This window comes from Bradyrhizobium sp. KB893862 SZCCT0404, assembly GCF_018130885.1.
In the GTDB taxonomy this organism is placed as follows: Bacteria; Pseudomonadota; Alphaproteobacteria; order Rhizobiales; family Xanthobacteraceae; genus Bradyrhizobium; species Bradyrhizobium stylosanthis.
Genome location: NZ_JAFCLT010000001.1, coordinates 1508849 through 1529266 on the forward strand (window position 1 = coordinate 1508849; position 20418 = coordinate 1529266).

Sequence of the window (20418 nt, forward strand, 5' to 3'; positions counted from 1 at the left end):
GCGAATCGATCCGCATCATCTTGGCAAGGCTATGTCAGGGGTTTTGATGATTGCAAGCAAAGCACCGATCGGCCTTCGCTGTTTGCGAGGCCGACCGGATCACTACGGGACTCAGCGCCCGTCAGGAATACGCACGCCGGCCCAGCTGTCGCGGACCTGCTGGTAGTGCACGCTCGGATCGTAGACCGTGGTGTTGAGACCAAGCACCTGCGGTGCGAGACGGCCCACCGCGTTGAGCACCGAGTAGGATGCAACCACGCGATCGTGCTGCGCGGTCACCAGCGCAACGCGCGCGTTGACCAGCGCCTGCTGCGCGTTGAGCACGTCGAGCGTGGTGCGCTGGCCGGCCTTGGCTTCTTCGCGCACGCCGTTCAGTGCGATCTCGGACGCCGTCACCTGCGCCTGTGCGGACTGCACCTGCGCCTTGCCGGCTTCGAGCTGGCCCCAGGCCTGCACGATGTTGGCGCGGGTCTGGTCGCGGGTGGTTTCGAGATTGAGGCGCTGCTGCGCCAGGTTCTCTTTCGACTGCCGGATCAGCGCGTATTCCGCGCCACCCTGGAAGATCGGCACGGAGGCCGTCGCGATCGCCGATCCGGTCGTAGTCCGGAACACCGTCAGGGTCTGCTGGTACGACTGGGTGATGCCAGCCTGCACCGTGACCGTCGGAAGCAGCGCGCCCTCGTTGATCTTGACCTGGAGATAGTTGACGTCGATGCCGAACATCGCGGCCGTGACGTTCGGGTTCTCAACCAGGCCGAGATTGACCGCGGAGGCGATCGTCCCGGGCAGGAAGCGATCGACCGGCGAGCCCGGAGCCAGGTTCGCCGGCTCGTTGCCGATGATGCGGCGGAAGTTCGCGCGCGTCGTCGTGAGATTCGATTCGGCGGTCAGGGCCTGCGTCTTGCCGGCCGCGAGCTGGGCTTCGGACTGCGCCACGTCCGTGCGCGTCACCTCGCCGACATTGAAGCGATCGCGCGTCTGCTTGAGCGTCTGCTCGAGCACGCGCACGTTGCTGCGCTGAACTTCGAGCGTTGCCGAGTCGCGCAGGTAGTCCATGTAGGTGGTGGCAGCCTGCAGCAGCACCGTCTGCTCGAGCACACGCAGCGCCTCGCGCGAACCGGAGACCTGGCTCTCGGCGGCGCGCGTCCTGTTGGCGGTCTGATTGCCGTTATAGAGCGTCTGGTTGATGGTCAGGCTGGCGGCGTTGGGCTGCAGCGGCGGGTCGCTGTGGATCGGCAGGCCCTTCTGGGTCTGCTGGATATCCTGATACTGATAGCCGCTGCTGAGGCTCAAATTGACCTTGGGGCGGTAGCCCGACAAAGCTTGCGGCACGTTTTCGTCGGTCGAGCGCACCTGCGCGCGCTGTGCGTTGAGCTGCGGATTGTTTTGATAGGCGCGCACCAATGCGGCCTCGATCGTGTCCGCCAAGGCAGGCGTCGGCCCAGCGAGCGCCAGCAGCAGGACCGAAACTGCAGCTCCGGTGAAGAACTTCACCCCATGCATCCCAAAAATTCCGTTCATTCTAACGCCCGACTCGTGCCCGCGAGCTGGGTTATCGTCTACCGAGTGGAGTCGTTGCCCCGCCGCAACATAGGACGCGGATTGGCGCGACGGAACTACCTCAAGGTAGTTCTCGGTGGAAACTCTTCACGTGCAGCATCCCGGCCACACTTCTGATTCAGAACGGTATTTTAACGGGATTTTGGGGGTCAGAAGACGAAAGCGGCGGCCCGCTCCAGCCCGGGAAGCACCGGAGCCGCGGCGTCGAACAGCGCCCGATGGCCGAATTCGCCGTGGGTATGGGTCACGATCATGGCCCGGGGCGGCCGCGATTCGGCCGACACGCCGACGAGGCGCCCACCCTCTTTGAGCTGCCCGAAAAGCGCTTCCGGGGTGACCTCGGTGGCGCCATTGAGGATGATCACATCATAGGGGGCGGCAGACGGGTCGCCCTCGGTGCAGGAAGCGGCCTTGCAAGTGAAATTGGTGACGCCCAGCGCGGCCAGGGTCTCCCTGGCCTTTGCGGCCAGAGCCGAATCGCATTCCGTGGCGGTGACCTGGCGGGCGAGCTTGGAGGCCAGCGCGGCGAGGTATCCGGTGGCGCAGCCGACGACCAGGACGTTGTCGCCCTCGCCGATCTCGGCGGCCTGGAGCAGCTTGCCGGTCAGCTGCGGCTTGATCAGGAACCGCTTGGGGCCGCCCTCGCTGACATCGAGATCGAGGTCGAGATAGGCCAAGGCTTGCCGGCTCGCCGGCACAAAGGCCTCGCGCGGAACGGTGAGCATGGCATCGAGAATTCGACGATCGGTGACGTCATTGGTGCGCACCTGGCCATCGACCATTTTGAGGCGCGCGGTCGAGAAACCGGACATTTGCGGACCCTGAAATGCGGACGATGCCGCGGACGGAAGTTGCCGGCATCTTTGGAACATGCCCGGCGAAAACGCAACATGGCCGTTGGCGCCGGCCTGCCACGCCGCACATCTCACCGCATCAGGGAACAGGACGAATTATTCGATCGTCACCGCGAGACGGCCGATCAAGGCGGCAACCTCGTCCAGCCGCGCCGAATCGGGCGTCTCGACCGCACGCTTCAGGCGGGCAAGGCACTCGTCGTCGCTGAGCTCGGGAACGTCGGCCGGCAGAATCGAGGGAGCCAGGTGGGCGCGGTCGATCTGGATGTCGGGCATGGGAATCAGCTCCGTAAGAGTCCGGCCCTCCGAAGCTCGATTTGAATTAAGTCGATTTGGTGCCGCACCCGCGGCCTGGGGCGGGACTGCGCACACATCTGGTTGAACGCGATTCTGGCTGGAACGGGCGCGGAAGGGCTTGAGAGACTGCGCGAACGCGGTCGTGCGCCACATCAGAAGGCGCTCACAAGGCGCTGATTTTACGGTGAAATTTGGCTCCCCGGGCTGGATTCGAACCAGCGACCATCCGATTAACAGTCGGATGCTCTACCGCTGAGCTACCGAGGAAAAGGGCGAACTGTCGTCCGCGCGCGGGTGCGTATAACAAAGCCGGTTGCGCTTGCAAAGGACGAATTCGTCATCTTCCGCAACGCATTCGAGGAAGGGCCTGGGCCGGCCCCTCCTCAGGGTCACAAGGTTTTGGTCTGCCGCGTTGTCTTGACGCGAGCGTGTATTCGCCCGAAGGCGCTCTCGCCGCGAAAACTATTCGGCGACGAAAGACGTGGTCTTGGTGCCGGGATCGTAGCGCAGCCGGAGCGCGGTCATCTTGCAGAGGTTGACGTTCTTCCACAACACGGCCTCGTCGTAGTTCTGCCAGTCGACGCGGATGTTCCAGACGCAGCCCTCGTCGTCCTCGTCGAACTCGACATAGGTGCTCGCCTGGTTCTGCAAGACCTTCTCGAGCTCGTTCTCCCATTCGTCCAGGCCATCGTCCGGCGCGTTGAAGCCGAGGAACTTGATGGCATAGCCGGTCTCGTTGACGACGGTGACGTTACGGGCATCGGCGGCGAATGACGCCGTGGCCGCGATCGAGAGGCCGATCGCAAGCAGTCCGGAGAGAAAATACTTCATGTGAAAAATCCTCGGATCGAAACAGGCTTGAGGCGCCTGACGTCGATCGGCGCAGGCGCCGCGGCAACAAATGACGTTGCCTCCTCAAAGCGTCCGGAGTGCGATCGAACGATACGAGACGCGATCGACCAGCACTCCGGGACGTTGCGCGACGCGAGACGCGCAGGGCCTGTTTCTATCGTTTCGATTTCTCAGCAGCAATGAATGGGCATTCATAGATCGGCGGCGTTTGTTTTCTCCGGCGCGGGCGCCGGCACTGCGGCGCCGTTGCTCTTGCCCGTCACGGCACCGACCAGCGCCTTCACGGGATCGTCGCCCGGCGCAAAGCCGCTCTGGCGCAGGATCTCGTCGATCATCGGGCGCAGCGCGTGCACCTTGAGCAGCTCGCCGGCAAGGCCTTCGCCGAAGCCGACGCCACCGCCCGCGGCGCCATTGCCGTTGCCGCCGAAGGCGCCGCCGGTATGGAGGATGCGGACATCCTTCAGGTTGGCGATCGGCTTCACCATCTCGGCCAGCGCCGAGGGCATGGTCTCGATCCGCTTCTTGGCGATCTCGAAATCGATGACATTGCTGCCGAGCTTGTTCTGCGCCTCGTTCTTCATGGTGATGACGGCGGCTTCCGCCTCACCGATATTCCTGACGCCGACCGCCTTGATCTTGTTGGACTCGGCCTCCGCCGTGGCCAGCGTCTTGACAGCCTCGGCACGGTCGAGCGAGGCCTTCTTCTCGGCCTCGGCGGCGACGATCAGCTCGGTCGATTTGCGCTCGGCCTCGGTGCGTGCGGCGAGCACCTGGGTGAGACGGGCGCGGTCGGCGACTTCGACCGCGCGTGCCGTGACGACCTTTTCCTCCGCGGAGACGGCGACGGCTTCGGCGGTCTTGGCTTCGGCGACCGCTTCCGAGGTCTGCTTGCTCTTGGATGCGATCTGGATCTCGTTCTCCTGCGTCGCGATCTGGATCTCGCGCTGGGCGTCGGTCTTGCGCTTGTTGATGGCGAGATCGGACTCGATCACCGCAGTTTCCTTGATCTGCTTGGCGCCTGCCTCCTTCTCGGCGACCGCACGGTCGGTGTCGATGCGGGCGTTCTCCTCGGTCAGGCGGGCGGTTTGCGTCGCGGACGCGACCTCGGCGCGGGTGCTGGCCGTCTTGTTGGCGATGTCGCGCTCCTGCGACAGCTCGGCTTCCTTCTTGGTCCGCTCGATCCCGAGCGTCTGCTGCCGCGCCTCGAGGTCCTTCTGGGCGATCGCCACCTCGTTGTCGCGCACGATGGCGTTGCGGTCGCGCCGGCGGGTTTCCGTGACGGTCTTGAGCTGGGTCAGGCCTTCGGCGTCGAAGAAGTTCTCGGGGTTGAAGAACTTGACGTCGGTCTGGTCGAGCTTCGTGAGCGACACAGATTCAAGCTCGAGCCCGTTGGACTTCACGTCGGACTCGACGGTCGCCTGGACGTGCTTGACGAAGTCGCTGCGCTTTTCCTGCAATTCCAGAATGGTCATGGTTGCGGCCACGGACCGCAGGCCATCGACGAACTTCGCCTCGACCTGGTTGCGCAGGGCTTCCGCGTCATTGGTCAGTGCGCCCAGCGTCTGGCTCGCGAGCGCGATGCTCTCGTCGTCGGGGCGGACGCGCACGTAGAACTCGGCGACGATGTCGACGCGCAGGCGGTCCTTTGTGATGAGGGATTCCCGCTCCTTGCGCTCGACCGTGAGCCGCAGCGTCTTCAAATTGACGCTGGCATAGGAGTGGAAGATCGGAAGGATCATGGCGCCGCCGTCGAGCACGACCTTCTTGCCGCCGAGGCCGGTGCGCACGAAGGCCTCGTCACGCGTGGCGCGCTTGTAGAGGATGGTGAAGACGATCCCCAGGACAACGATCAGCGCGACGCCGATCATGGCCGGGACTGCGATGTCGAACATGACTTTCTCCAATGAATGACCTAGCTGCTGCTTAGACTGGGCTTGGACGGCTTGAGTTCATCCTCGGCTTTCACCGCCACGAAGCGGGTGCCATCGCGATCGACGAGAAGCACCAGGGTTCCCTGCGGCAGGGGCGATGACGAAGGCGCCGCCACCGCCAGCACGAAATGGCGGTTGCCGTGGACGTCGGCGACGCTGACGCGGCCCGGCGGCCCCTGATCGAGCGGACCGACCACCACCTCACCGACACGGCCGACGAGATCGCCGAGGCCGACGACGTAAGTCTCGTCCTTCGGAATGACCCGTGCGATGGCGCCGCTGGCGGCACGCACCAGCGGAACCGAGACCGCGACGGCCGCGATCGAGGCGACCGTCGCCGGCAAGGGACCCGCCACCATCCGCGCGATGTCCTGGATCAGGAAGCCGGTGATGGAGAAGGCGCCGAGCGCCAGCAACAGGAAGATCAGCAGCGGCACGCCGCCGACATTGATCCAGGAGATGGCGTTCAGCACGCCGTTGTCGCTGGGATGGCTGAAATCGATGCTGGTGCCGAGCATCTCGCTGAGGGACGCTCCGACCAGCATCGAGATCACTTCGAGCGAGCCGACGATTAGGATCATGGCCGCCGCGATCGAGAACGGCCTGACCTCCGGCATCATGACGTGTTCGAGCAATGTGCTCATGACACGGCACTCAGGAGCGCGACTTCAACCGCGCCAGCCTCGCAGCAATTTCCTTGTCGCGATGCAACGCGCTGAGCTCGTCGATGTCGCTTGAATACGGGATGCCCTGCGGCACGCCGGTTGCCCTTGCCACCGCCCTGCCCGCCCGCAAGGCTTTTGCCGCTGCAGAGCTGCCGCCGGACTTGCGGGGCGACGTCGAGGCCTGGTGGCTGGCGTGGGCCTCGCTCTTCTCGAGATCGGCGCGGCGCTGCTCGGCATCCTGCAGCGCCGACAGCACCGCGCGAAGCGAGGTCACGCATTGCTCGATCTTCTCGTTGTTCTCGTCGATGGCGCGGGAGAGCACCTCGAACTGCGCCTCCAGATCCATCTGCCGCGCGATGCCGGCGCGGGCCAGATCATCGCGGCTGTCGGTGATCGCGCCCTCGATCTTGGCGGCAAGATCGGTCATCTCGCGCTCGATCTCGCCACGGCGGGCGTTGAGCCGATATTCCTCGGCCCGTGCGGCCGCGAGCGCGTCGCGCGCCTCGCTTTCCGCACGCTCGATCTCGCGGATGGCCTGACCGACCACCTTGAGCTTGTTCTTGCCTTCCGCCTGCTCGATCGCGTCGTAGGCGATCCCGGCGATCAGGCGGCCGACCCGGGACAGGAAGTTGTCGGGGGCGGCAGCGATGGTATCCATAGCGTTCTCCTCCTCTGGCAGACTGTTCGGCGTGACGCCGTAGTGAACTTCGAAACCGTCGTCGGTGCGGATGAGGTGGGCGGGCACGCTCTGCCCCCAGCCCTCGGCATAGCCGGCATAGTCGAAGGGCACGCTGAAGCGCCCTTGCACGGTCGCAATCGAAATGGTGGCGGGTCCCTTGATCTTGGCGAGCTTGTCGTCGAGCGGCAGGCGGCGGCCTTGCGCGGCGCGATACTCCGCGCGGTCGCGCAGGCCCAGCGTCACCAGGCGCGAGGGCAGCGCGGTCTCTTTCCGGATCGGCTCATAGGCATGGGCGTGGAGCAGGACGACGTTGGAGCCCACATTGTGGGTCCGCGCGACCTCGTCGAGGATCTCCATCATGCGGTCATAGGCGAGAAACGTCGCCTCGATGGCGGCCTTGGCGGCCGGCTCAGGGGCAAGCCTGTAACGCAGCGCGGACGGAGCGTTCTTGGGCGACGGGCTCATGAAAAGCACTAAAGCACCATTTTGGTGCTTTAGGAAGAGGAAGGTCGATCACGTTCCACTGATCCTTGTGCACTCCATGAGTTAGTCGCTGTCGCCCGGGGCTGCGTTCAAGGCGGCGGATCACTGCTGGATCACCGCCGATCAAGACTTCTTGCACGCGCGGGTTGCGGTTTGCATCGAAGCCGGAGCTGGTGTCCCGGACGCGCTGCAGCGTTCTTACGCTGCTGCGCAGAGCCGGGACCCAGTGGCCTGCCGCCGGATGGGCCCCGACTCTGCAGCGCACCGTTGAAGGAGCGCTGCGCAGCGTCCGGGGCGCGGGATTGGAGTGTGACGCACGACTCTCTCCGCGCCGTCATTGCGAGGAGCCCGCGACAAAATTGCGAAGCAATTTTGCGCTGGTGCCACGAAGCAATCCAGAGTCTTGCCGCGGAAGGATTCTGGATTGCTTCCGCCTTGGCCAAGGCTTCGGCGGACAAGTCGCGGCGCTCGCAATGACGGAGCAAGGAGCAACATCGCCTCCAATCACGCACATCTCAGCTCGCAGACACATCTTCGCATCCTCGCGGCTCATTTCGCCCGAGCTTTGCATCGTCCCACCCTCCTCCGTCAGAGGGCGCAGGGAAGACCGGGTGCCGGCCGGGCACCCACGGTCCACTGTGCGAAAGTTGCGCTACAAAAAGCTGCACAGCGGCATACAGGTGAAGCCTGACATCCGGCCTTCCCTGCGCGGTGGTTTTACGGCTTATGCCGAGCTCTCCCCGGGGAGCGATGCACTATTGCCCCCGTCGCCTTGCGGATGGCTGATGCACGTGCCCGGTTGGGCCGCCGCATCACCGCAAGACTTGACGCACAGACCCCGGGCGTCAGGACGACACGGTTTTACCGTACGCAGACCTCACCGGTCGTGTGCGCGCGGCTGCCGCTCACGGTTTCCCGCCCTGCGATGCCCGTCGCGCCGATGTGGCCTGCGTCCACCACGGCTCACCCCGCGTTCGTGACGATCGCGATACGCCCCTCTGACTGGGATGAGGTGGCGGCAGAATGCGACAAACCCGAATTTCTGTAAAGGCGAATATTTTGGTGCGAGCCGATTGACCGAGCCGTAGCGTGTTTTGCCCGGCGGGCAGCTCAATATCTCGACGCCCGCCGGCAGGTGCGGGATTCCGAATTCGGGAGAACCAAATGATCTTGGCGGGCACAGCACTCTTCCCGATCAGGGAATCATTCGGTGAAGCTGCTTGACGGATATATGACGCTCTCCGCCGGAATTGCGTCGCTCGCACGAAGCATCTGCGCGCGATATCCGCAGCAAATCAACCGGCTTTCCACAGCCTGTCCGCAGCATATCCACAGCCCGACTATGCCGGATTCGCGAGGCCGCACGAGGTGCTTGCTGCGCACAAACCCACAGGACAGCCATGTCAGCCGCCGGCCTGGTCGAACACGCTGCGGCAAGCCTCGCTCAAGCTTGAGCGGTTACGGCGCAAACAGGCCGAGATGGCGCGGACATTGGGGATCTCGCCGGCGCAGAGCCGGTAGACGTCGGGGGTGCAGGCGCGGCGCTGCTCGGGCGTGCCCTGCTGCGCCTGAGCGGCGGAGGCGAACAACGTCAGGAACAACCCGATCGTGGAGGCGCGGCGTGCCCTGCTCTTCACACCCGCAAACCGCAAGAACCTTGCCTTCATGACAAACTCTCCCGTTCTGCCCGCCCCGGCCCGAATGGGCCGTTGCGCGAGGGGTAGGAGAAATAAAACGCGGGGGATGTGATCTCTTTCACACTCGCGCTGCCCGGGAGGACCGTAGGGTTCCCGCGGGGATTTTTAGAAATCGCTAACCAATCGGGACCTGATCGCCGGATCGTTAAAATGCGAACGATCGGCTCAATCGGGTAACAAACCGGCTTTGCGACAGTGCGCCATCCGTTCCGGAGGGTGTGATGAGCGAAGCCGAATTCAACTTGATGCTGGATGCCGTCCGCGACGCCATGATCAACGAAGATTTCGCGCCCGTGCCGGAGGAGGATTTCGTGCCCCGCTCCTGGTCGTATGCCGCAACGCCCAAAGCCGCGAACGACAACGAGGGCGCTTGGCCCCTCCTGCCGTTTCCGGACGGCTGGTACGCGGCCTGCTGAGAGGCTTCTCCCACCCGCGAACCTTCAACGCCCGCGCCTCGCGGGCGTTTTGCTGCAGGCCCTGTGCCGAAAGTCGGCGCGGCCGCGATCAGGTCTTAACGCGATCCTCACCGTCCTGCGGCGCCCGGTCGGGCGCGGCCGGCGGAAAGATGCTGTCATAGATCGCGCGGGCCTCACGGATGAGGCGTGCCCGCTCCAGCTCGGATTTCGGAACAAACCGGACGATGTCGCCCACGTGCTCTCCAGCGCTCGGGTGATGGGAAGTGCATCACTTCGCAGATGCGAACTCTATGCCAGCGAGCTGAATCGCGGGTTTCCGCCAGACCCCGGGCAAACCCGGTGGTGGCGCCCCGCCGCGGCGCGCGCGGCATCGGTGGAAGCCCGCGGAGATATCGATTCTTGCTGAAGGATCAGAAACTTATGATGGAGGCCACGTCGGGACTCGAACCCGAGTAAACGGTTTTGCAGACCGGCGCGTAACCACTCCGCCACGTGGCCCCATAAGGGCGGACCAATATAGGGGATCAATGGCTTAGGCAACCGCCTTCGTCCGACTTTGACGGCGGCGGCCTCTTCCCGATGTGGCCGACGTCAGGCTTACTTGCGCCGCCGGAAATCGCGCCGGCGGTCCTTCGCGGCCGGCTTTGGCGCCAGTTCCGGCATCTCGGCCTGGACCTCGCGGTAGCGCGCCAGCATCCGCTCGAAGCTGGCGTTCAGGGTTTCGGCGATGTCGGGACGCTTCTCAAGACCGGCCATCAGCGTCGCGGCGGCTTCGATGGTCGAGAGGCCGTCGCTGCGCGGCTCCTTGCGCAGGCGGCCATAGCGCGATGGGCGCGACGGGTTGAGGATCACGCGCTGGCATTTCAGCATCCAGGGATTGCGCCACCACAGCGCCTTGGCCTGGCTCCAGGTGCCGTCGAGCAGCACCACGCCTTCGAGCTTGCCGAGGCGCTCGCGCTGCTTGTCAGCCACCTCGCCCTTGCGGTTAAGCGCAACGATCTCGGCCTCGGTCTCAAGGTCGGCAGCCCGGGCCGAGCCGAGATAGAGCACGGCCCAGTGCGAGGCGTTCTCGACCGGCCGCCCCAGCGCCTTGGACAGGCTTGGCCAGGACAGGCCGACCCGCACCGTGGCGTCCTCGAAATGTTGTGCAAGCAGCCGCGCCGTGCCGAGCGCCCTGTCCTGCTCCTGCGGATGCTGCAGGATCAGGAGCGAGAGGCGGTTTTCAATGGCCGTGACACTGTCGCAGATGCACAGCGGCATCGGCTTCTGGCAGTGCGGGCATTCGGGGATCGGTTCGGGCGCGGCGGCCGCGGTCTCGGACGGGTTCGACATGGCCGCCGCTATACGCTTCGCGCAGCGCCGCAACAACCTATTCCGCCGGCGCGGCGACCGGACGGGGTTCGGAGCGCCGCCGCAGGCGGTCGACCAGCAGGTAGATCACGGGCGTCGTGTAGAGCGTCAGGATCTGCGAGACGAACAGGCCGCCGATGATGGTGATGCCGAGCGGCCGCCGCAGCTCCGTGCCGGGGCCGGTTGCGATCACCAGCGGGATGCCGGCGAACAGCGCCGCCATCGTCGTCATCAGGATGGGCCGGAAGCGGGCCTGGCAGGCCTCGAAGATCGCTTCCGCCGAGGACAGGCCGCGCTGGCGCTCCGCGTCGAGCGCGAAGTCCACCATCATGATGCCGTTCTTCTTGACGATGCCGATCAGGAGGATGATGCCGACGAAGGCGATCACCGTCAGCGGCGTGTTGGTGATCTGCAAGGCCAGCAGCGCACCGAGGCCAGCCGAAGGCAGCGTCGAGATGATCGTGAGCGGATGGGCAAGGCTCTCGTAAAGCACCCCCAGCACGATATACATCGCCACCAGCGCGCCGAGGATCAGCAGCGGCTGCCGGCCACTGGTCCTGGCGAAATCGCCGGCATTGCCGTCAAAGCTGCCGCGAATGCCCTCGGGCATGTGCAGCTCCTCGACCGCGCGCTGGATGTTCTGCGTGGCGGTCTGGAGCGGCACGTCAGGCAGCAGGTTGAACGACACCGTGGTCGAGGGGAACGACTGCGAATGGTAGACCGCGAGCGCGGCAAGCCCGCGCGTCGCATGCACCACGGCCGACAGCGGCACCTGCGTGTCGTTGGCGCCGGCGACGTAGATGCGTTCGAGGTTGGACGGATCGACCTGGAATTTCGGATCGATCTCCAGCACCGTCATGTACTGGTTGCGCTGGGTGTAGATGATCGAGATCTGCCGCTGCGAGAACGCGTTGTTGAGCGCGTTGTCGATGTCCTGGACCTTGACTCCGAGCGCCGATGCCTTCTGGCGGTCGATCGACAGCGTCAGCTGCAGCCCGCCGGGATCGCGGTCGCTGGAAATGTCGGTGATGCCCTCGACGCTCTCCATGCGCTTGGCGACGATCGGCGCCCATTTCTGGAGCAGGCCGAGGTCGGTGCTTGTCAGGGTGTACTGGTAGTCGGAATCGCTTTGCCGTCCGCCGGCGCGCACGTCCTGGGCGGCGAACATGAAGAGGCGGATGCCGGGCACGGGATAGAGCGCGCGCCGCAGGCGATCGATCACCACCTGCGTCGAGACGTGGTCGCGCTCTTCGGGCGGCTTCAGGCTGATGAACATGGTGCCGCGGTTCGAGGTCGCCGCACCCGGGCCCCCGCCTCCGCTGCCGACGGTCGAGCCGATGCCGGCCACCGCCGGATCCTGCATCACGATGTCGGCGAGGCGCTGCTGCAGGCCCAGCATCGACTGGAACGAGATGTCGGCCGAGGCGCGCGTCGCGCCGATGACGAAGCCGGAATCATCGGTCGGGAAATAGCCCTTGGGGACCTTGATGTAGAGCGTCACGGTGAGGCCGATCGTGGCGAAGAACACCAGCAATGTCAGCATCGGGTATTCCAGCACGGTCCTCAAGGTCCGGGCGTAGAAGGCAACGATGCGCGTCAGCGAACCCTCGATGATGCGGTCGAACAGCGTCGCAGTACCGGAGGTGGTCTGGCGGATGTAATGCGCGCAGATCATCGGCGTCACCGTCAGCGACACCAGCGTCGAGACCAGGATCGCGAAGGTCAGCGTCAGCGAGAATTCGCGCAGGAGGCGGCCGACGATCCCGTCCATGAAGATCAGCGGCGTGAACGCCGCGATCAGCGACAGGCTGATCGAGACCACGGTGAAGCCGATCTGCTTCGCGCCCTCCTGTGCCGCCTGGAACGGCCGCATGCCGTGCTCGAGATTGCGGTACATGTTCTCGATCATGACGATGGCGTCGTCGACCACGAAGCCGACGGAGATGGCGAGCGCCATCAGCGACAGATTGTCGATCGAGAAGCCGGCGACCCACATGCCGGCGCAAGTACCGGCCAGCGCCAGCGGCACCGAGATTCCGGCCGCGATCGTCGGCGTCAGCCGCCGCAGGAACACGAACACCACGACCATCACCAGAAATGCGGTCGCCAGCAGCGTCCATTGCATGTCGAGCACGCTGGCGCGGATCGTCCCGGTGCGGTCGACCAGGGTGGAGATGTCCACGCCGGCCGGAATCCACTGCTTAAGCTCGGGGATCAGCGCCTTGACCCGGTCCACGGTGTCGATGACGTTGGCGTCGCCCTGCTTGGTGATCTGGATCAGCACCGCCGGCTGCTTGTTGAACCAGGCGATGGAGCGGGCGTTGCGGACGGAGTCCTCGATGTCGGCGACGTCGGCGAGCCGGACGAAATTGCCGTTCGAGCTCTTGATGACGATGTCGCGGAACTCTTTCGCCGTGCGCATCTGCTTGTTCAGCGACAGCGTCTCGCTCTGGCGCTCGCCGTTGAAGATGCCGACGGGACCGAGCGGATTGGCGTTGACGATGGCGGTCCGGACGTCGTCGGTGGCGATGCCCGCGTTCGACAGCGCGACCGGATTGAGCTGTACCCGTACCGCCGGCTGGTCGGCGCCCGACACGGTGACGTCGCCGACGCCCGGCACCTGCGAGATGCGCTGCGCCAGCACGGTATCGGCGACGTCGTAGATCGCGCTGGCCGACAACGTCTTCGAGGTCAGCGCCAGAACGAAGACGGGCGCGCCGGCCGTGTTCGCCTTCCGGAACTTCGGCAGGGTCGGCAGGTCGCTCGGCAGGTCGACCAATGATGCATTGATCGCGGCCTGCACGTCGCGCGCGGCCTTGTCGATGTTGCGGCCGATGTCGAACTGGAGCTGGATGCTGGTGGTGCCGAGCGAGCTCGTGGACGTAATCTGGTTGATGCCGGCGATCTCGCCGAGGCGCCGCTCCAGCGGCGAGGCCACTGTCGCTGCCATCACGGAGGGATCGGCGCCCGGCCGGCTCGCCGAGACGAAGATGGCGGGGAAATCGACGTTCGGGACCGAGGCGACGGGCAGGAACTCGTAGGCGACGACACCCAGCAGGAACAACCCGATCGACAGCAGCGTGGTCGCCACGGGCCTCCGGATGAAGGGCTCCGAGATCGATACCATCACTGCATCCCCTCGGTCGCACCCGCGATCGGCGGGCCGCCGGATTCAGCCGGCGGCAGCGCCTGCTCGAGGCGGCGGTTGATGCGGTCGAGCGCGAGATAGATCACGGGCGTGGTGTAGAGCGTCAGCAACTGGCTCAGCAGCAGGCCGCCGATGATGGAGATGCCGAGCGGAAAGCGCAGCTCGGCGCCGGTGCCGCTCTCGATCGCCAGCGGCAGCGCGCCGAACAACGCCGCCAGCGTCGTCATCATGATCGGGCGGAAGCGCAACAGGCAGGCCTGCACGATGGCCTCGTTGGGCGACATCCCCTGCCCGCGCTCGGCTTCCAGCGCGAAGTCGATCATCATGATCGCGTTCTTCTTGACGATGCCCATCAGGAGGATGATGCCGATCAGGCCGATCACCGAGAGGTCCTGCCCGCACAGCACCAGCGCCAGGATCGCGCCGACGCCGGCCGAGGGCAGCGTCGACAGGATCGTGATCGGGTGGATGTAGCTCTCGTAGAGCACGCCAAGCACGATGTAGATCGTGATTACGGCGGCGAGCAGCAGCCAGGGCTGTCCGGCGAGCGCCTTGGCGAATTCGGCGGCATCGCCGGCATAGACGCCGACGATGCTGTTGGGCATCTCGATCCGGGTCTCGATCGCCTTGACGGCTTCGACGGCATCGCCGAGCGCCGCGCCCGGCGCGAGGTTGAAGCTGAGCGACACCGACGGGAACTGCGCCTGATGCGAGATCGCGAGCGGCGCCGTGGTGCGCTTCAGCGTCGCCACCGCGTCGAGCGGCACCTGGGCGTTCGGCGCGCCGACGGTGCTGCTGGCGGCACCCGGCAAATAGAGTTTTGACAGGATCGAGGGATCGCGCTGGTACATCGGCAGCGCCTCCAGCACCACGCGGTACTGGTTGGCCTGGCCGTAGATGGTCGAGATCTGCCGCTGCGCGAAGGCGTCGTTCAGCGTGTCGGTGATGGCCTGCAGGCTGACACCGAGCTGGCCGGCGCGGGTGCGGTCGACATCGAGCTGGGCTCGCAGGCCGCCCTCCTGCGCCTCCGAGGAGACGTCGCGGAACAACGGATCGCGCCGCATCTCCGCGACCAGCTTGCGCGCCCATTCGGACACCAGCGCCGCATCGGTGCCGGTCAGCGTGTACTGGTATTGCGAGCGGCTCGACTGGGTCGAGATCTGCACGTCCTGCACCGGCTGGAAATAGACCGTCATGCCGGGAATGCCGGCCACGCGCTCCTTCAGCCGCGTCACGACCACGCTGACATCGTCGCGCCGCTCGCCGCGCGGCTTGAGCGTCATGACCAGGCGTCCGACATTGGTGGTCGGGTTGACCGAGCCTGCGCCGATCACGGAGACCACGCCGACCACGTCGGGGTCGGCCTTGATGGCGTCGGCGGCCTCGGCCTGCCGTTTCTGCATCTCCGCGAACGAGACGTCGGGCCCCGCCTCCGTCACCGCCGTGATCGAGGCGGTGTCCTGCAGCGGCAGGAAGCCCTTCGGCGCAACGACATAGAGAACGAGGGTCGCAATCAGCGTTGCGAAGGTCACGACCAGCGTGAGGCGCTGGTGCTGCAGAACCACCAGCAGCGTACGATGATAGAATTCCACGGTGCGATCGATGAAACGGCTGATCGCGGCAAGGCCCGGCACCGCCAGCTCCTCGTGGGCATGCTTGAGCAGCCGCGAGCACATCATCGGTGTCAGCGTCAGCGAGACCACGGCCGAGGTGACGACCGCGATCGTCAGCGTCAGCGCGAATTCGCGGAACATGCGCCCGACGAGACCCGACATGAACAGCAGCGGGATGAACACGGCGATCAGCGACACCGTCAGCGAGATCACGGTGAAGCCGATTTCGCTGGCACCCTTCAGCGAGGCCTGCATCGGACCGTCGCCGTTCTCCATGTGGCGGACGATGTTCTCGATCATGACGATGGCGTCGTCGACGACGAAGCCGGTGCCGATCGTGAGCGCCATCAGCGACAGATTGTCGAGGCTGAAGCCAGCGAAATACATGATGCCGAAGCTGGTGATCAGCGACAGCGGCAGCGCGACGCCCGCGATCAGCGTGGCCCGCAACGAGCGCAGGAACAGCAGCACCACCAGCGTCACCAGCACGACGCTGAGGACCAGCGTGAACTGCACGTCGCGCACCGAGGCGCGGATGGTGACGGTGCGGTCGGACACGATGGTGAGGTTCACGCCGGCCGGAATGGCGCGCTGGACCTTCGGGATTTCGGCGCGGATCTGGCTGACGACGTCGATGACGTTGGCGCCGGGCTGGCGCTGGATGTCGATGATGACGGCCGGCGAGCCCTGGTACCAGCCGCCGGTGCGGTCGTTCTCGAGCCCGTCGACGATCTGCGCGACGTCGCCGATCGTGACCGGCGAGCCGTTGCGGTAGGCGATGATGACGGGCTTGTAGGCCTCGGCGGCGGCGATCTGGTCGTTGGCGGCGATGATGTAGGATTGCTGGGCGCCGTCGAGCGAGCCCTTCGGTCCCGACACGTTGGCATTGGCAATCGCGGTGCGCAGATCCTCCATGGCGATGCCATAGGCCGCAAGCCGCGCCAGGTCCGCCTGGATGCGCACGGCCGGCTTCAGCCCGCCGAGCACGGAGACGCGGCCGACGCCGGAGATCTGGCTCAAGCGTTGCGCCAGGAGCGTATCGGCGATGTCGCTCATCGCCCGCAGCGAGATCGTGTCCGAGCGCAGTGCCAGCGTCATGACCGGCGCGTCGGCCGGGTTCACCTTGGCGTAGGTCGGCGGGTAAGGCAGCGTCTTGGGCAGCACGCCGGCCGCCGCGTTGATGGCGGCCTGGACGTCCTGCGTCGCGCCGTCGATGTCGCGGTTGAGGTCGAACTGCAGCGAGATCTGGCTGACGCCGTACGAGCTCGTCGAGTTCATCGCCGACAGCGACGGGATCTGGCCGAGCTGCCGCTCCAGCGGCGCGGTGATCAGCGAGGCGATCACGTCGGGGCTCGCGCCCGGCAGCTGCGTCGTCACCTGCACGGTCGGGAAATCGACCTGCGGCAGCGCCGAGACCGGCAGCGAGAAATAGCCGAGCAGCCCGCCGATCAGCAGCGCGATGCCGAGCAGCGAGGTCGCGATGGGCCGGCGGATGAAGGGTTCGGAGACACCCATGGGATCTGCCTGCCGCCTAGGCGGCTGTTGTCGGGATCATGGCTGCTTGGCTCCAGATCCCGATGCGCCAGGCCCAGGTGCGGGCCCCGGAGCCGGACCAGTCTGCCCCTTCTGGTCGCCCTCACTGTTGCTGCGCTTGGCGCGATGCTCGCCGTCCTTGCCCTGCCACTCTTTCTGGCCGTCCTTCTGGCCTTCCTTGGCCCCGTCCTTCTTCTGGCCGTCCGGCCCGCGCGATCGCTTGCGCGGGGCGAGATCGGCCGACGGCGTCTGATCGTCGCGGCCGACGACCACCTTGGAGCCGTCGGACAGATTGGCAAAGCCCGTGGTGACGACCTTGTCGTTCGGCGACAGGCCGCTCGCGATCACGGCGTCATGCTCGTTCTGCTGCGTCACCGTTACGGGCTTGGCCGAGACCACATTGTCCTCGCCGATGACATAGCTGAAGGTCCCGATCGGGCCGCGCTGCACCGCCGAGGTCGGCACCACCAGCGCCTGCGCAAGGGTCTCGACCTTGAGGCGCACATTGACGAACTGGCCGGGCCAGAGCTGGTAATTGGCGTTGGGGAATTCCGCCTTGAGCCTCAGCGTGCCGGTGGTCTGGTCGACCTGGTTGTCGATGCCGGTCAATTTGCCGGTGTCGATCACGGTGACGCCGTCATTGCCGAACACGTCGACCGCGAGCGAGCCCTTGGCTGCGGCCGCGTTGACGCGCATGATCTGCTGCTGCGGCAGGCTGAACCACACCGCGATCGGCTGCAATTGCGTGATCACCACAAGGCCCGTGGTGTCGGAGGCGTGGATGATGTTGCCCTGGTCGACCTGACGCAGGCCGGCGCGTCCCGACAGCGGCGCCACGATCTTGGTGTAGCTCAGCGTTGCCGCCGCATTGTCGATCGCGGCCTGGTCGGCCTTCACCAGCGCCTCGGTCTGCGCGACCAGCGCGCGCTGGGTGTCGGCCTGCTGCTTGGAGCCGGCATTGGAGGCAGCCAGCTGCTCGTAGCGTGTCAGGTCGATGCGCTGGTTGGCGAGCTGGGCCTGGTCTTGCGCCTTCTTGGCGACCGCCTGGTCGTAGGTCGCCTGATAGAGCGCGGGATCGATCTCGCCGAGCACGTCGCCCTTTTTGACGTCCTGGCCTTCGGTGAAATTCACGGCGATCAGCTTGCCGTCGACCTGCGAGCGCACGGTCACGGTGTTGAGCGCGCGGATCGCGCCGACGCCGTCGAGATAAACCGGCACGTCCTGGATGCGTGGGGTCGCCGCCAGCACGGGTACCGGCAGATCGGGTCGCTGGTTGCGGTTGTTCGCCTGCTGCTGATGCGTGACGGTCCAGCCGACATAGAAGAGGCCGCCGAGGATCGCGAGCGTGATCAGGGTCATGACGAAGCCGCGGCCGCGCGATTTTTTCGCAGTCCCCTCTTTCGCGCCTTCCTTCGTATCCGGCTTAAAGAGCATTGACCGGTTTCTCCATTCGCGGCTCCCAGCCGCCGCCGAGCGCCTGATACAGGCTGACGATGGCGAGTAGCCGTGCGAGTTGCGCCTGCGACAGCGCGTCTTCCGCCGTGAACAGCGTCAGCTGGGTGTTGAGCACGGTAACGATGTCGGCGGTGCCGGCGCGCAATTGCTGCTCCGACAGGTCGAAGGCACGGCGCGAGGCGGCGACGACGTCGCGCTGCAATTGCAGCTTGATCGTGGTTTGCCTGATCGAGAACAGCGCGTTGTCGACGTCGGTGAAAGCCTGGACGATGGTCTTGCGGTAGGTCTGCAGCAATTCGTCCTGCCGCGCCTTGGCGAATTCGAAATTGCCCAGGATCTTGCCGCCGTCGAAGATCGGCTGCGTCGCGCTGCCGACGAGCTGGAAGAACGCTGCATGCGGCTGGAACAGCGAGACCAGCGCCGAGCTCTGATAGCCGCCATTGCCGGTGAGCTGGATGGTGGGGAAAAACTGCGCACGCGCGTTGCCGATATTGGCGGTCGCCGAGGCGAGTTGCGCCTCCTGCCGGCGGATGTCCGGCCGCTGCGTCAGGATCTCCGACGGCAGGCCGGGCGTGACGCGCGGGATCGCGACGCTGTTCAGCGAGCCGCCGTCGATGCGCACACTCTCCGGCGGCCGCGATACCAGCACGGCGAGCGCATTCCGGTTCTGATCCAGCGTCTGGCGCAGCGGCGGCACCAGCGCCTTCTGATTGGCGAGCACGCTCTCCTGCTGCGCGACGTCGAGATCGGTGCCGGTGCCGGCCTTGCGGCGCTCCTTCACCGCATCGAGGATGCGCTGCGCGCTCGCGATGTTACGCTGCGAGGTCCTGATGCGATCCTGCGAGGCAAGCACCTGGAAATAGGCGTTGGCAACGCTCGCCAGCGTCGTCAGCGCGACCGTATCGCGATCGAAACGGTTGGCGTTCGCGGTCTCTTCCGCCGTCTGCAGCGCGTCACGGTTCTGGCCCCAGAAGTCGAGCTGGTAGCTCGCACTGAGCGAAGCCGAATAGTTGACGACCTCGCGCCCGCCATTGGTGAGGCCGGACGACGAGGAGCCCGAGGTGCGCGAATAGGTTTCGGATCCGCCGCCCGACAGGCTCGGCAACAGCGCTGCACCGGCCTGCCGTGCCTGGGCGTCAGCCTGGACGATGCGCGCGACGGCGGCCGCGATGTCGAGATTGACGGTCTGCGCCTCCTCCATCAACTGCGTCAGTTCGGCGGACCGGAAGCCGCGCCACCAATCCAGCGACGGCGGCGCATCGCCCTTCCCGGCATATTTGTAACTTGTGGGAACGTCGAGCGCGGGATCGGGAAGATCCTGCGTCAGCACGCAGGCGCCTGAACTTGCCGCAAGGCACACCACTGCAAGCCAGCGCGCCGTGCGACGCGTCCGGGACGCAGACCCCAAAGACCGCCGCATGGCGATCGCCGGAACATGCTGTGTCACATCCACCCCCCGCCGGGCAGATCGAACCGCCACCGCAGAGCCGGATTAACCGATTCGCAGGCAGACAGTCGGGGGGCTTTCGGCAACTCGTGCACAGGTGATGCTTTCTGCGGAACCTTGAGCTTCATACTAGCCGGGCGCGGAACAGCGGGACAGTCCCGCAGGTGCGAACTGACGGGCGCCCTGCTTTCCAAGCGAGACCTTGCAAATCCAAAATGTGGCTGTCTCGCAATGGTTTCTCGGCTTTCGATGCCGTCGCAAACCGCGCTCAAGCTTACCAAGATTTCATGTGATATTGGAGCCACACCTGCAGAGAAGCCGTCGATCCCCCTGCACTGCCCGGCAACGAGCTGCATGCGGCGGCAGCGCCATGGCGACGCGCGGGCGCATTACGCTGGAAGCGGACCTCGCGTGCTCGAGCGCGATACCCGGCTGCCG

The 20418-nt window shown here is 65.6% G+C and carries 15 protein-coding genes and 2 tRNA genes; 1 reads left to right on the top strand and 16 read right to left on the bottom strand.

What is annotated here, in order from left to right; translation table 11 throughout:
- Window positions 1-111: 111 nt before the first annotated feature.
- The 9 genes from JQ617_RS07530 to JQ617_RS07570 all read right to left on the bottom strand — a co-directional run bounded on the left by JQ617_RS07530 (window position 112) and on the right by JQ617_RS07570 (window position 8988).
- Window positions 112-1503: a TolC family outer membrane protein gene (locus JQ617_RS07530; RefSeq protein WP_212025998.1), complete on the bottom strand. Its 1392-nt coding sequence runs from the start codon at window positions 1501-1503 to the stop codon at window positions 112-114.
- Between the two features lie 206 nt (window positions 1504-1709).
- A complete protein-coding gene (locus tag JQ617_RS07535; protein ID WP_212025584.1) occupies window positions 1710-2372 on the bottom strand; it encodes a protein-L-isoaspartate O-methyltransferase family protein in 663 nt (220 codons plus the stop codon).
- Between the two features lie 138 nt (window positions 2373-2510).
- The gene (locus JQ617_RS07540) at window positions 2511-2690 is read right to left on the bottom strand and encodes a hypothetical protein (protein WP_212025586.1); all 180 of its coding nucleotides are present in this window, start codon (window positions 2688-2690) and stop codon (window positions 2511-2513) included.
- A gap of 213 nt (window positions 2691-2903) precedes the next feature.
- Window positions 2904-2978 (bottom strand) — tRNA-Asn (locus tag JQ617_RS07545).
- Window positions 2979-3173: 195 nt separating this feature from the next.
- A complete protein-coding gene (locus JQ617_RS07550; RefSeq protein ID WP_063683573.1) occupies window positions 3174-3542 on the bottom strand; it encodes a hypothetical protein in 369 nt (122 codons plus the stop codon).
- Between the two features lie 212 nt (window positions 3543-3754).
- Window positions 3755-5455, bottom strand: a complete 1701-nt coding sequence (locus JQ617_RS07555; protein WP_212025588.1) for a flotillin family protein — start codon at window positions 5453-5455, stop codon at window positions 3755-3757.
- Between the two features lie 20 nt (window positions 5456-5475).
- Window positions 5476-6138 (bottom strand): OB-fold-containig protein, encoded by a 663-nt coding sequence (locus JQ617_RS07560; RefSeq protein WP_212025590.1) that lies wholly within the window; start codon window positions 6136-6138, stop codon window positions 5476-5478.
- Window positions 6139-6148: 10 nt separating this feature from the next.
- On the bottom strand, window positions 6149-7312 hold the full coding sequence (locus JQ617_RS07565) for a PspA/IM30 family protein (RefSeq protein WP_212025593.1): 1164 nt from the start codon (window positions 7310-7312) through the stop codon (window positions 6149-6151).
- Window positions 7313-8724: 1412 nt separating this feature from the next.
- On the bottom strand, window positions 8725-8988 hold the full coding sequence (locus JQ617_RS07570) for a hypothetical protein (RefSeq protein WP_212025595.1): 264 nt from the start codon (window positions 8986-8988) through the stop codon (window positions 8725-8727).
- Window positions 8989-9239: 251 nt separating this feature from the next.
- On the opposite strand from JQ617_RS07570, the gene JQ617_RS07575 reads away from it, so the two are divergent.
- On the top strand, window positions 9240-9434 hold the full coding sequence (locus JQ617_RS07575; protein ID WP_063683582.1) for a hypothetical protein: 195 nt from the start codon (window positions 9240-9242) through the stop codon (window positions 9432-9434).
- A gap of 88 nt (window positions 9435-9522) precedes the next feature.
- On the opposite strand, the gene JQ617_RS07580 is transcribed toward JQ617_RS07575, so the two are convergent.
- The 7 genes from JQ617_RS07580 to JQ617_RS07610 form a co-directional block, all read right to left on the bottom strand.
- Window positions 9523-9669: a hypothetical protein gene (locus tag JQ617_RS07580; RefSeq protein WP_212025596.1), complete on the bottom strand. Its 147-nt coding sequence runs from the start codon at window positions 9667-9669 to the stop codon at window positions 9523-9525.
- 189 nt (window positions 9670-9858) lie between these two features.
- Window positions 9859-9932 (bottom strand) — tRNA-Cys (locus tag JQ617_RS07585).
- 99 nt (window positions 9933-10031) lie between these two features.
- Complete coding sequence (locus tag JQ617_RS07590) at window positions 10032-10766, bottom strand: tRNA-uridine aminocarboxypropyltransferase (RefSeq protein WP_212025598.1); 735 nt, start codon at window positions 10764-10766, stop codon at window positions 10032-10034.
- A 37-nt stretch (window positions 10767-10803) separates the two neighbouring features.
- The gene (locus JQ617_RS07595; RefSeq protein ID WP_212025600.1) at window positions 10804-13911 is read right to left on the bottom strand and encodes an efflux RND transporter permease subunit; all 3108 of its coding nucleotides are present in this window, start codon (window positions 13909-13911) and stop codon (window positions 10804-10806) included.
- On the bottom strand, window positions 13911-17060 hold the full coding sequence (locus tag JQ617_RS07600; RefSeq protein ID WP_212025601.1) for an efflux RND transporter permease subunit: 3150 nt from the start codon (window positions 17058-17060) through the stop codon (window positions 13911-13913). The genes JQ617_RS07595 and JQ617_RS07600 overlap by 1 nt, the downstream gene beginning before the upstream one ends.
- A 36-nt stretch (window positions 17061-17096) precedes the next feature.
- Window positions 17097-18512 (bottom strand): efflux RND transporter periplasmic adaptor subunit, encoded by a 1416-nt coding sequence (locus JQ617_RS07605; protein WP_212025603.1) that lies wholly within the window; start codon window positions 18510-18512, stop codon window positions 17097-17099.
- Window positions 18502-19986, bottom strand: coding sequence for an efflux transporter outer membrane subunit (locus JQ617_RS07610; RefSeq protein WP_212025605.1), 1485 nt, complete (start codon window positions 19984-19986; stop codon window positions 18502-18504). Before JQ617_RS07610 ends, JQ617_RS07605 begins: the two co-directional genes overlap by 11 nt.
- Between the last annotated feature and the right edge of the window lie 432 nt (window positions 19987-20418).

What these genes read in the sequence shown, in the direction of transcription:
- JQ617_RS07540 (WP_212025586.1), bottom strand. Translation starts at nt 2,690, where the DNA reads ATGCCCGACATCCAGATCGACCGCGCCCACCTGGCTCCCTCGATTCTG.
- JQ617_RS07590 (WP_212025598.1), bottom strand. Translation starts at nt 10,766, where the DNA reads ATGTCGAACCCGTCCGAGACCGCGGCCGCCGCGCCCGAACCGATCCCC.
- JQ617_RS07550 (WP_063683573.1), bottom strand. Translation starts at nt 3,542, where the DNA reads ATGAAGTATTTTCTCTCCGGACTGCTTGCGATCGGCCTCTCGATCGCG.
- JQ617_RS07530 (WP_212025998.1), bottom strand. Translation starts at nt 1,503, where the DNA reads ATGCATGGGGTGAAGTTCTTCACCGGAGCTGCAGTTTCGGTCCTGCTG.
- JQ617_RS07605 (WP_212025603.1), bottom strand. Translation starts at nt 18,512, where the DNA reads ATGCTCTTTAAGCCGGATACGAAGGAAGGCGCGAAAGAGGGGACTGCG.
- JQ617_RS07570 (WP_212025595.1), bottom strand. Translation starts at nt 8,988, where the DNA reads ATGAAGGCAAGGTTCTTGCGGTTTGCGGGTGTGAAGAGCAGGGCACGC.
- JQ617_RS07535 (WP_212025584.1), bottom strand. Translation starts at nt 2,372, where the DNA reads ATGTCCGGTTTCTCGACCGCGCGCCTCAAAATGGTCGATGGCCAGGTG.
- JQ617_RS07560 (WP_212025590.1), bottom strand. Translation starts at nt 6,138, where the DNA reads ATGAGCACATTGCTCGAACACGTCATGATGCCGGAGGTCAGGCCGTTC.
- JQ617_RS07555 (WP_212025588.1), bottom strand. Translation starts at nt 5,455, where the DNA reads ATGTTCGACATCGCAGTCCCGGCCATGATCGGCGTCGCGCTGATCGTT.
- JQ617_RS07600 (WP_212025601.1), bottom strand. Translation starts at nt 17,060, where the DNA reads ATGGGTGTCTCCGAACCCTTCATCCGCCGGCCCATCGCGACCTCGCTG.
- JQ617_RS07575 (WP_063683582.1), top strand. Translation starts at nt 9,240, where the DNA reads ATGAGCGAAGCCGAATTCAACTTGATGCTGGATGCCGTCCGCGACGCC.
- JQ617_RS07595 (WP_212025600.1), bottom strand. Translation starts at nt 13,911, where the DNA reads ATGGTATCGATCTCGGAGCCCTTCATCCGGAGGCCCGTGGCGACCACG.